Below are 11,855 nucleotides of genomic sequence, written 5' to 3' on the forward strand. Positions count from 1 at the left end.
TTAAAAATATCAAAATCAATATGAAATATCAAAACATTTTAGAAACTATAGGAAACACGCCTCACATCAGATTAAACAAGCTTTTTAAATCGCATGAGGTTTGGATTAAATTAGAAAAATCAAATCCAGGATCCAGCATCAAAGATCGAATTGCTTTGGCCATGATTGAAGATGCAGAGAAAAAGGGACTTATAAATGAAGAAACCACTATTATAGAGCCAACTTCGGGAAATACAGGAATTGGGCTCTCACTAGTGGCCGCAGTTAAAGGTTATAAAGTTATTGTGGTAATGCCAGAATCGATGAGCATTGAACGAAGAAGAATTTTGAATGCGTATGGTGCTGAGTTTGTTTTGACGCCAAGAGAAAAAGGAACTTCTGGAGCAGTAGAAAGAGCCAAAGAATTGACAGCAACTATTAAAAATTCGTTTTTGCCATCGCAATTTACAAATCAGGCAAATGTTGAAATTCATGAAAAAACTACTGCTTTAGAAATTTTAGCAGATTTTCCAGATGGCATTGATTACTTGATAACTGGCGTCGGAACTGGCGGTCATATTACTGGAGTTTCAAAAATTTTAAAACAGCATTTTCCGAATCTTAAAACATTTGCTGTAGAACCTGCCCTGTCTCCTGTTTTAAGTGGTGGTTTGCCGGCGCCTCATCCTTTTCAGGGAATTGGTGCAGGATTTATTCCAGAAGTTTTTAATCGTGAATATGTAGATCAAATTATAACGGTTGATAAAAATGAATCGTACAATTTTACAAAAAGAATAGCCAAGGAAGAAGGCATTTTTGCTGGAATTTCGACTGGAGCATCTCTTTCTGCTATTGCAAAAAAATTAAAGGATATTCCAGAAAATTCAGTAATTCTTACTTTTAATTACGATACAGGAGAAAGATATTTATCCGTAGATGAATTATTTGACTAGATGTAATAAAATAATTTTACAAAAAAATAACCTGAAAGAAAATGAAGATCAAAAACAATAACAGTATTTATGAAATGTATTGCAGTAATTAAATTATGAATAATAATTACTTTTTTTGATATTTTAAGTAATTACAGCCAAAGCGATTGTTTTCCCGAACAATCGCTTTTTTGGTTTCTTAATAAATTCATATTGCGGAAAATTTAATTTAAAATCACAAAACATCGTAATTATACAACTAAAATTGTTAAATCAACACAATTAATAAGAACAATCAAGTTTATAATTAAATAATACACAATAAAAACACGTAATTATTATAAATAATCCCATTATTCAATATCAATGTTGCAAATAATACAAAAGTGCTCAATTGTGTTATATTTATTGTTAACAAACACTTAAAACTTAACAATAATTTAAGATATTTGGAAAACACTAACCAAAACGTGATAACACATGAAAATTAATTCTAAGAGTTTTTTGGTAATGTTATTTGTATTATTTATTCAATTAACAATTGCGCAAGAAATTAAAGTAACTGGAATAGTTGCAGACAAAAGAGGGCTTCCGATACCTGGAGCAAATATTATTGTAAAAGAAACAAAACAAAGTACACAAACTGGTTTTGATGGTGAATTTTCAATTGATGCAAAAAGTGGCCAGCTATTAGTAATTTCATACTTAGGAATGAAAACAATAGAAATTCCAGCAAGAGCTTCAATGACGATTACTCTTGAAGAATCATCAAACGAACTAGAAGCTGTTTTAGTTGTTGGATATGGAACACAAACTAAAAGAAAATCAACAGATAATATTGCCCGAGTAACTGCAAAAGATATTCAGCAAGTTCCCGTTGCCAACGTACAAAATGCTTTAGTTGGTAAATTAGCCGGGGTTCAAATTACACAAACAAATGGTAAAGTTGATGGAGGAATGAACATTAGAGTTAGAGGAGCTGCAAGTATTAGTGCAGGAACTCAGCCTTTATATGTTTTAGATGGAATTCCGTTAGTTACTTCAAACGAATCTACTAATGGTGCGCCAACAAACCCTTTAATTACACTAAGTCCTAATGAGATTGAATCGATAGATGTCTTAAAAGATGCTTCTTCAGCTGCTATTTATGGAGCGAGAGGTGCAAACGGAGTTGTAATTATCACTACGAAAAAAGGTAAAGACGGAAAAGGAACTTTCTCTCTTAACATGTCTCAAGGTGTCAGCGAAGCTACTCATAAAAAGAAATGGCTTAACGCAGATCAATATATTGACTTATTTACAGAAGCTTCTATCAACGGAACTGGTGATGCTGCAGAGGCAGAAAGCACTTTCGATTTTCTTGCTCAGGGAACTGACTGGAGAAATAGAGCTGTAAATACAGATTGGCAAGATCAAGCTTTTCAAACTGGTCTAGCAACAGATGTAGATTTTTCTGCTTCTGGAGGCGATGCAAAAACAAAATATTTCTTTTCTGGTGCTTATAATAATACTACTGGTATTATTGACAGCAATGAATTGGAAAGAATTACAGCAAGAACAAATGTATCGCACAAAGTTTCTGATAAATTCAATATCGGAATGAATTTAAGCTTTTCAAGATCGGTAATCGATCGTGTTCAAGATGACAACTCTTTTACTACACCACTTCAGGCTGTTGCACAATCGCCATTATCTCCTGCTCGTTTAGAGGACGGAACTGCTAATCCAAATACACTATATGCCAACTATTTGTTAGCGGCTGATAATTCTTTTTGGAAAACGGTTATGAGAAGAGTTACAGGTAAAGTTTTTGCAGAATACCAAATTATACCTTCTTTAAAAATCAATTCAGACTTTTCATACGACCTTTTATCTCAAACAGAAGATTACTGGCAAGGTAAAAATGCTCCATTTATGGCAACAGATGGTGAAGTATATGCAACTTCTGTAAACAATGAAACCTATATCTGGAGTAACTACCTTACATACGACAAAGTGTTTGCTGAAAAACACAGCGTTAATGCCGTTGCAGGTATGGAATTCAACAAATATGGCCGTAGATTCCAATCTGTTACAAGTATTTATTTCCCAGATGATTCTTTCCAGACAATTGATGGCGGAGCAGAAGTTAATGCCGGTGCTGGAAATGAAACAAACTACACTTTTGTGTCTCAATTTGGCCGATTAAATTATTCTTACGACAATAAATATTTGTTTAAAGCAAGTATTCGTCGTGACGGTTCTTCTCGTTTTGGAAAAAATGAGCGTTTCGGAATTTTTCCAGCGTTTTCTGCTGGTTGGATTCTTTCAGAAGAAAGTTTCCTAAAAGACAACAAAACTTTATCTTTCTTAAAATTAAAAGGAAGCTGGGGTAAGTTAGGAAATGCTGAAATTGGTAACTTTGCATCACGTCAGTTATACGGTGCTGATCCTTACAATCTAAAATCAGGGCTTACTTTTGATCAGGCTGGAAATGACAATTTAACTTGGGAAAAATCAACTCAAGTAGACTTTGGTGTAGAATTCGGTTTATTTGACCGTATCAGCATCGAAGCAGATTATTATGACAAAACTACTGATGGTTTATTGTTTGCTGTTCCTTTAGCAATTAGCTCTGGAGCTACAACAATTAATCAAAATATTGGTAAAGTAAAAAGCAGCGGTTTTGAGTTTACAGTAAATACTAGAAACGTTGACAATGAAAACTTTAAATGGAATACTAGTTTTAATATAACAACTAACAAATCTGAAGTTTTATCAATGCCAAATGGCCAAGATATTGTTTCTACTTTCACTATTAATAGAGTTGGAGAAAATATTTCATCTTTCTATTTAATTGAATATGCTGGAGTTGATCCTGCTAACGGAGATGCTTTATATTATAAAAACACAGTAAATGCTGATGGAACATTAGACAAATCAACAACTAATGATTACAGCGAAGCTAAAAGAACTATTGTTGGAAATCCGTTCCCTGAGTTAATGGCTGGCTTGACAAATACAATAAATTATAAAGGAATTGATTTTTCATTTACCTTTCAAGGAGAATGGGGAGCAAGTATTTATAACTCTGCTGGAAAATACCAATCAGCAGCAGCAGATTATTTTGATAACCAAACTACTGATCAGTTAAACCGCTGGCAAAATCCTGGTGATATCACAAATGTACCGCAAGCGAGATTATACGGAAGCAACGGAACAGGTGAATCTACAAGATACCTTGACAAAGCTGATTTTATTCGTTTAAGAAACCTTACAGTAGGATATACACTGCCGAAAACTACATTAAAAAATGCTGGAATTAGCAGTGTTCGTTTTTATGCAACTGGTGTCAACCTTTTAACCTTTACAAATTACAACGGTTATGATCCTGAAGCCAGAAGAGATGATACGGGAATCGGAGAAGAATTCTACTCTGCTCCTCCTGCTAGAACAGTTGCTTTAGGTGTAAATATTAATTTTTAAAAATGACACAAATGAAATCATATAAATTTATCTTATTTATACTTTTCACAGCTTTTATATCAAGTTGTGAAAATGAATTAGAAATAGAACCAAGACAAAATCAGGATTCACAAATTACTTTGAGTACTGAAACTGGTATTATAAACATTTTAAACGGAGCGTATGCAATTGCCGCAGATGCTGATGTTTTTGGAGGAAGAAGTTTGGTATCTGGTGATTTGATGGCACAAACCGGCGTAACCAGTACAACTGATCTTAGATGGAGAGGAACTTATGCAGAATTTAGACAAATGTATACCAAATCTGTATTGGTAGACAATGCTTTTGTGAGACAAATTTATGCTCGTAACTACGAAATCATTAATGCAGCAAATACAGTTATCGAAAATGTAGATAAAGTATCTAGTGAAGAGAAAAGAACAACAATGGTAGCTGAGGCTAACTTTTTGAAATCATTAGCTTATTTTGATTTAGTTCGCTTTTTTGCGCTGCCATATGAGGCAGGAAAACAAAATACACAATTAGGTGTTATTATCAGACCAAAAGCTATTTATGATTTTAATACTGACCTGTCTGCAGAAAGAAGCAGTGTTGAAGAAGTTTATGCTTTAATTATCAAACAATTAAACGATGCTTATGCCGGACTTCCTGCAGAAAACAGTTTTTATCCTGATAAATATGCTGCAAAGGCTTTATTGGCGAGAGTATACCTGCAACAGCAAAATTATGCCGCTGCAAGAGATGCTGCAAGTGAAGTAATTGAGGACAGCGGAAGAGCATTGTCTACGAATTATGCAAATGCATTTAATCATGATGAAAATCAAAGCGAAGATATTTTTGCAATTCAAATTACAAAACAAACAGGAGAAAATGAAATTGTAGTAATGTACGCGTCTGAAGGAAACGGAGGCCGTGGGGGTGATATTGAACTTAGAGGTACTTACCTTAACAAATTTGATGATCCTGATAATGACGTTAGAGCTAATTTTAATTACGTAAACGAAGACAACGGAAGATTATTGACTTCAAAATATACAAATCAATACGGAGATGTAGGTATTATTCGTTTGGCTGAAATGTATTTGATAAGAGCTGAAACTAACTTTAGATTAGGAACTGCTGTTGGAGATACTGCTTTAAATGATATCAATTTAATTAGAGACCGTGCTCATGCTGTAAATTTTGCAGTATTAACATTGCCAACTATATTAAGAGAACGCGAATTAGAGCTAGGTATGGAAGGTTTTGCTATTCACGATTTAAAGAGAACAAAAGGATCTATTGATGTAAACGGAAATGGTTCATTACTAATTCCTTACAACGATCCTACTTTAGTTTTCCCAATTCCTTTAAGAGAAATGGATACGAACAAAAAGATTACACAAAACCCAGGTTATGGAAGTTAATCCAAAACTTATATAAACTAAAAAACCATTCATGTATGAATGGTTTTTTTTTGCTCATTTTATAAAAAAGTAAAGTTGAATATTAATAGGCAATGGAGATAGTTCTGAATTAATGCAGTTTTCTCAATTCCTTTAAGAGACATGGATACGAACAAAAAGATTACGGAAAATCAAGATCACGGAAGTTAATCCGGAACTTATATAAACTAAAAAAACCATTCACCCCCATGAATGGTTTTTTTTGCTGATTTTATAAAAAAAAGTAAAGTTGAAAATTAATATAAAATCTATAATTTTTATTTTTTAAAAAGCTTAATTAAATTATGAAGCCATAGCAATTTCTACAGTTGATGCTGTAAGCGCTAATGTTATTGGATCTGCATAACCTGAATAAAATGTATCTAATATTTCCTGAAATATCGGATGAGCATTTTCTGTTTGAGAAAAAAGAGTCATTGAAGAACGTAATTTTCGTGCATCCAATTCTCCTAAAATAGTCTCAATAGATTTTTTAGTCTTAAAATTTAAAAGTAATTGTGAAATTTCAATTAAATGCTTTGCTAAAATAGGATGATTTAGAAAAGCTTCTGCTTCCTTAACATCTGCGATAGCATAATAATTAGCAATAGTACTTTTCCCTAAACCTTTTATTTGAGGAAAAATAAACCACATCCAGTGCGTTTGTTTTTTCCCTTTTTTAAGTTCTGAGAAAGCAGTTAGATAAAGTTTGTTTTGTGCATCTAAAAAACGTGTTATATCATTATTTGCGTACGACATGGTTAAATTACATTAAGTTTATAATTCAGGTTTTTGGTATCTGTCCCGCGCAGTTTCAACATAAATTTGATGTTTATAATTCAATTTTATTTTCACTTATAAGGACATTCAAAACTACTTCTGATCTTCAATTTAATTTTATATAATTTATGTCGTTTGTTACATAATTTATACCTGCATTATTGAAATTATATAAAAACAGCTGCAAGAGAAATAATCTTGCAGCTGTTTGTTTAAATGTTTAATTTTATTTTATAATCTGAAATCGTTTAATGACTTTTCAATAATTTCAAGACATTCGTGAATTTGAGCTTCTGTCATTACTAATGGCGGTGCCAATCTAATTTTATTTCCATGAGTTGGTTTAGCCAATAATCCGTTGTCTCTAAATTTTAAGCAGATTTCCCAAGCTAGATCTGAGTTTTCTCCACAATTAATTACAATTGCATTTAATAAACCTTTTCCGCGAACAAGTGTAATTAAGTTATTTCTTTCTGCAATTTCATTTAATCCTTTTCTTAAAATAATTCCTAAACGTTCTGCATTTTCAGCAAGATTTTCATCTTTTATAACTTCTAAAGCTGCAATCGCAACAGCCGCCGCAACAGGATTTCCTCCAAAAGTAGAGCCGTGCTGCCCTGGTTTAATGACATTCATAATTTCGTCATTACATAAAACTGCTGAAACCGGATAAACACCGCCAGAAATGGCTTTTCCTAAAATTAAAATATCCGGCTGTACATTTTCGTGATGAACGGCTAATAATTTTCCGGTGCGCGCAATTCCGGTCTGAACTTCATCTGCAATAAACAAAACATTATGTTTTTCACACAACGCTTTTGCTTTCGCTAAATATCCTTCTGACGGAACATAAACTCCAGCTTCTCCCTGAATTGGTTCAACCAAAAATCCAGCAATATTTTTAGACGATTCTAAAACTTTTTCAAGAGCTTCAAGATTGTCGTATTCTATTTTTATAAATCCATCCGTAAACGGACCGAAATTTTTACGGGCAGTTTCATCGTTAGAAAATGAAATGATTGTTGTTGTTCTTCCATGAAAATTATTTTCACAAACAATAACCTGCGCCTGATTTTCTGGAATACCTTTTACTTCATAAGCCCATTTTCTGCAGACTTTCAATGCTGTTTCAACAGCTTCTGCGCCGGTATTCATCGGAAGTACTTTGTCAAAACCAAAATACTTGGTTACAAATTCTTCATAATTTCCTAATTTATCATTGTAAAAAGCACGAGAGGTCAGCGTTAGTTTTTGTGCCTGATCTACCATCGCTTTCACAATTTTTGGGTGACAGTGACCTTGATTTACCGCAGAATAAGCTGATAAGAAGTCATAATATTTTTTCCCGTCTACATCCCAGACATAAACACCCTCTCCTCTTTCTAATACAACCGGAAGCGGATGATAATTATGAGCTCCATATTTATTTTCTTTTTCGATCAAAATTTCTGATTTTGATGAAAGTCCTTTTTCTGTTTGAATCATGATCTGTATTTTTTAAAGTACAAAAGTATCAAAAAATATTAATTTAAAGCATAAAAAACAATATTTTGACTTTTTAATTAACTAAATAAGTCAAATTAAACTTTTAATACTTTAAAAAAATCAATTCTAAAAATTGGATAAATACGGCTTAATCGCCTTTTATTAAAAAAAATAATTACTTTTATGAATCTTAAAAACAGAAATTATAATTCAATATAAAGGAATGGAAATATTAGACGAATTTGATATTAATATAATTAAGGAATTGGAAAAAGACGGAAGAATGGCTTTTTCTGCAATTGCTGCCAATTTGAAAATATCAAATACGATGGTGCACCAGCGTATTAATAGAATGATCGAACAAGGCGTAATCGCAGGTATTAAACCCATTATTCAGGAAAAAAATATTGGGTACGACTGGGCTTCTTTTACCGGTATTACATTGAATAAAGATTCTGATTCTGATCGTATTATCGAAGCTTTAAAAGATATTCCTGAAATTACCGAATGTTATTATGTAACAGGTTCTTTCACTTTGTACATCAAAATTATTGCAAAAAATCACGAACATATGCGAAGAATTCTTTACGAGAAAATCGACAGCATCCCCGGAATTGCCAAAACTGATTCTATCATTGAATTGGGCTGTGCTTTTAAAAGAAACATCACATTATAATTAGAAATCAGTTTTAATTACGTCAAACTTCACCCATGAAAAACCTTTTTTCACCATTTTCTTTGCAAAAAATTATGATGGCCTCACTCCTAGTTGTGAGCAGCTTACTTCAGGCACAAAATCCAAAAGGAAAATTATTTATCATTGGCGGCGGAAATCGTTCTGATGATTTAATGAAACAAGTTTTGGCTACAGCCGAATTAAACAAAAAAGATTATATCGTGGTTTTACCCATGTCGAGTGAGGAACCAGACAGTGCGTTTATCTTTTTTAAAACTCAAATGATAAAACTCACATCAAACCCAATTGTGATGCTGAATTTCACTGCCGCAACAGCTCAAAATAAAGTTCTCACAGATTCGGTTCAAAAAGCAAAACTTATTTTTATAAGCGGTGGCGATCAAACCAGATTTATGGCGGTTGTAAACAATACTCCAGTTAAAACAGCGATACAAAAAGCGTATGAAAACGGAAGTACGATTTCTGGAACGAGTGCGGGCGCAGCTGTAATGTCTGAAAAAATGATTACTGGAAATCAAAAACTTCAAAAAGAATATTCAGGTACTTTTGACAATATTCGATACGATAATTTAGAAACTTCTGAAGGTTTAGGATTACTGAAAACAGCCGTTATTGATCAGCATTTTTTAAAGAGAAACCGTTACAATCGCTTACTTTCGGCATTGGTTGAATTTCCTGATTTAACTGGAATTGGTATTGATGAGAGTACCGCAATTATTGTTCGAAATAATCAGATTGAAGTGGCTGGCGAAAGCGAAGTTATTGTGGTTCGAAATCCAAAAGGAGTTTCAAAATCCAAGAAAAACAATTTGATTTCAATTGAAAAACTGGAAATGAGCATTTACACGGCTGGTCAAAAATTTAATATCAAATAACCATGTTTACTTATTCTAAAATAGTAAAGCTAACTTTTTTGTTTTGCTGTATCAGTTTTCAGATTTCAGCCCAAAAAATCAACATTAAAGAAGTAAATCGCTTAGAAAAACTAGCACAGCAAGTTACTATAATTCGAGACAATTGGGGCATTCCGCATATTTACGGAAAAACCGATGCTGATGCTGTTTTTGGATTGCTTTATGCGCAATGCGAAGACGATTTTAAGCGAATTGAAATGAATTATATTGAAAAGCTAGGACGTCTTTCAGAAATAAAAGGACAGTCTGTTTTATATAATGATTTAGAAATTAAACTTTTAATCGACGCTGATGAAGCAAAAGCCGATTATAAAAAAGCGCCGTCATGGCTCAAAAAACTTTTAAACAGTTATGCTGATGCAATCAACTTTTATCTATACAAACATCCTGAAGTTAAACCAGCACTTTTAACGCATTTTGAACCGTGGTTTCCGCTGCTTTGGACAGACGGAAGTATTGGTGCAATAAGTACTGCTGATCTTTCTACTGCAGAACTGAAGGCTTTTTATTCTGGTAACACTGATAAAGTTGCCTATGTTGAAAGGGAAAAATATGTGCAGACCGGCTCAAACGGATTTGCCTTTGCCCCATCAAAAACAGCTGACGGAAATGCAATTTTATATATTAATCCGCACACGACTTTTTACTTTAGACCTGAAGTTCAGATTACAAGCAACGAAGGCCTCAATGTTTATGGCGCTGTAACTTGGGGACAATTTTTTATTTACCAAGGTTTTAATGATGATTGTGGGTGGATGCATACTTCATCAAATGTTGATGTTGCTGATATGTACGCAGAAAAAATCACCAATAAAAACGATAAATTGTTTTACGAATTTGATGGTAAACTTTTGCCGGTAATCGAAAAAGAAATCACAATCAATTATACAGAAAACGGAAAATTAATTCCAAAAAAATTCAAAACTTACGCTACAAATAACGGTCCGATCATGGCCAAACGCGACGGAAAATGGATTAGCCTGAAATCAAATAACCGCTCGATGGCAAGTTTGATTCAAAGCTGGGTGCGAACAAAGTCCACCAATTTTGAAGAGTACAAAAAAGCAATGGATTTAAAAGCCAACACCTCTAACAATACCGTTTATGCTGACAGTAAAGGAAATATCGCGTATTGGCATGGCAATTTTATTCCGATCCGGGACAAAAACCTTAATTGGTCAAAAGTGGTTGACGGTTCTATTTCTTCGACTCAATGGAAAGGTTTGCACGAAGTTGATGAAACGGTTCATTTGTACAATCCGGCAAACGGCTGGCTACAAAACTGCAATTCAACTCCATATAGTGTTGCAGGAGAAAACAGTCCGAAAGAAGAAAATTATGTACCTTATATGGCGCCAGACGGAGAAAATTTTAGAGGAATAAATGCCGTTCGAATCTTCAGCAAAGACAACAAATATACTTTAGACAAAGTTATTGCAGACGGTTATGATTCGAAATTATCAATTTTTGAAATTTTGATTCCGAGTTTAATTAATGTTTTTGAAAAAAATATAAAACCAGATTCAGCCGAATATTTAGAACTACAAGAACCAATTTCAATTCTAAAAAATTGGGATTATTACGCTAAAGAAAATTCAGTTGCAACCACATTAGCTATTGAATGGGCATATAAATTAGATCCGATTATCTTAAAAGCCTATATAGATGAAGGAGAATTAGATCAGGTTGAAAACACTAAAAATTTTGCTAAAAATGCTACAGTAAGTCAGCTTATTCCGCAATTGCAGGCAGTTATAAAAGACTTAAAATCGAAATGGGGAACTTGGCAAGTTGCCTGGGGCGAAATCAACCGTTTTCAGCGTTCAAGCGGTGATATTGATTTAAAATATGACGATGCTAGGCCAAGCTTGCCAATTGGTTTTGGTCCAGGATCTTGGGGAAGTCTGCCCTCTTTTAAAAGCAGTTACCAAAATGGTTCAAAAAAACGTTACGGCTATAACGGAAACAGTTTTATCTGCGCCGTTGAATTTGGCCCTAAAATAAAAGCAAAATCATTATTGGCTGGCGGAAACAGCGGCGATATAAACTCAAAACATTTTACAGATCAAGCAGAAATGTACCAAAAAGGTCAATTTAAAGACGTTTTATTCTATAAGGAAGATGTAGAAAAACATGCCGAAAAAACATATCATCCCGGCGAATAATTTTAGCCAGAAAA

Annotated in this window: 8 protein-coding genes; 6 read left to right on the forward strand and 2 right to left on the reverse strand. The window is 33.5% G+C overall.

Going from position 1 to position 11,855, the window contains the following annotated elements; genetic code table 11:
- Nucleotides 1-20 precede the first annotated feature (20 nt).
- The 3 genes from cysK to IR010_RS11850 all read left to right on the forward strand — a co-directional run bounded on the left by cysK (nt 21) and on the right by IR010_RS11850 (nt 5,782).
- Nucleotides 21-932 (forward strand): cysteine synthase A, encoded by a 912-nt coding sequence (cysK, locus tag IR010_RS11840; RefSeq protein WP_194604060.1) that lies wholly within the window; start codon nt 21-23, stop codon nt 930-932.
- Between the two features lie 459 nt (nt 933-1,391).
- On the forward strand, nt 1,392-4,376 hold the full coding sequence (locus tag IR010_RS11845; RefSeq protein WP_029273011.1) for a SusC/RagA family TonB-linked outer membrane protein: 2,985 nt from the start codon (nt 1,392-1,394) through the stop codon (nt 4,374-4,376).
- A gap of 11 nt (nt 4,377-4,387) precedes the next feature.
- Nucleotides 4,388-5,782, forward strand: a complete 1,395-nt coding sequence (locus IR010_RS11850) for a RagB/SusD family nutrient uptake outer membrane protein (RefSeq protein ID WP_194569205.1) — start codon at nt 4,388-4,390, stop codon at nt 5,780-5,782.
- Between the two features lie 321 nt (nt 5,783-6,103).
- Here IR010_RS11850 and IR010_RS11855 read toward each other — a convergent pair whose 3' ends face one another.
- Nucleotides 6,104-6,559, reverse strand: a complete 456-nt coding sequence (locus IR010_RS11855; protein WP_029273009.1) for a DUF1810 domain-containing protein — start codon at nt 6,557-6,559, stop codon at nt 6,104-6,106.
- 252 nt (nt 6,560-6,811) lie between these two features.
- Nucleotides 6,812-8,065 carry an ornithine--oxo-acid transaminase gene (rocD, locus tag IR010_RS11860; protein ID WP_029273008.1) on the reverse strand — a complete coding sequence of 418 codons (1,254 nt, stop codon included), beginning with the start codon at nt 8,063-8,065 and terminating at the stop codon, nt 6,812-6,814.
- 223 nt (nt 8,066-8,288) lie between these two features.
- On the opposite strand from rocD, the gene IR010_RS11865 reads away from it, so the two are divergent.
- Genes IR010_RS11865 through IR010_RS11875 form a run of 3 tightly spaced genes read left to right on the forward strand, consistent with a single transcriptional unit; the run spans nt 8,289 to nt 11,841 of the window.
- A complete protein-coding gene (locus tag IR010_RS11865) occupies nt 8,289-8,741 on the forward strand; it encodes an Lrp/AsnC family transcriptional regulator (protein ID WP_029273007.1) in 453 nt (150 codons plus the stop codon).
- A 35-nt stretch (nt 8,742-8,776) separates the two neighbouring features.
- Nucleotides 8,777-9,637: a cyanophycinase gene (locus tag IR010_RS11870; RefSeq protein ID WP_194604063.1), complete on the forward strand. Its 861-nt coding sequence runs from the start codon at nt 8,777-8,779 to the stop codon at nt 9,635-9,637.
- A 2-nt stretch (nt 9,638-9,639) separates the two neighbouring features.
- Nucleotides 9,640-11,841, forward strand: a complete 2,202-nt coding sequence (locus IR010_RS11875) for a penicillin acylase family protein (RefSeq protein WP_194604066.1) — start codon at nt 9,640-9,642, stop codon at nt 11,839-11,841.
- Nucleotides 11,842-11,855 lie beyond the last annotated feature (14 nt).

Origin of the sequence: Flavobacterium sp. MR2016-29 (assembly GCF_015350695.1) — a bacterium.
GTDB lineage: Bacteria > Bacteroidota > Bacteroidia > Flavobacteriales > Flavobacteriaceae > Flavobacterium.

Bases quoted from the DNA above. Each gene is read 5' to 3' on its own strand.
- IR010_RS11855 (WP_029273009.1), bottom strand. From the start codon at position 6,559: ATGTCGTACGCAAATAATGATATAACACGTTTTTTAGATGCACAAAAC.
- IR010_RS11875 (WP_194604066.1), top strand. From the start codon at position 9,640: ATGTTTACTTATTCTAAAATAGTAAAGCTAACTTTTTTGTTTTGCTGT.
- cysK (WP_194604060.1), top strand. From the start codon at position 21: ATGAAATATCAAAACATTTTAGAAACTATAGGAAACACGCCTCACATC.
- IR010_RS11870 (WP_194604063.1), top strand. From the start codon at position 8,777: ATGAAAAACCTTTTTTCACCATTTTCTTTGCAAAAAATTATGATGGCC.
- rocD (WP_029273008.1), bottom strand. From the start codon at position 8,065: ATGATTCAAACAGAAAAAGGACTTTCATCAAAATCAGAAATTTTGATC.
- IR010_RS11845 (WP_029273011.1), top strand. From the start codon at position 1,392: ATGAAAATTAATTCTAAGAGTTTTTTGGTAATGTTATTTGTATTATTT.
- IR010_RS11865 (WP_029273007.1), top strand. From the start codon at position 8,289: ATGGAAATATTAGACGAATTTGATATTAATATAATTAAGGAATTGGAA.
- IR010_RS11850 (WP_194569205.1), top strand. From the start codon at position 4,388: ATGAAATCATATAAATTTATCTTATTTATACTTTTCACAGCTTTTATA.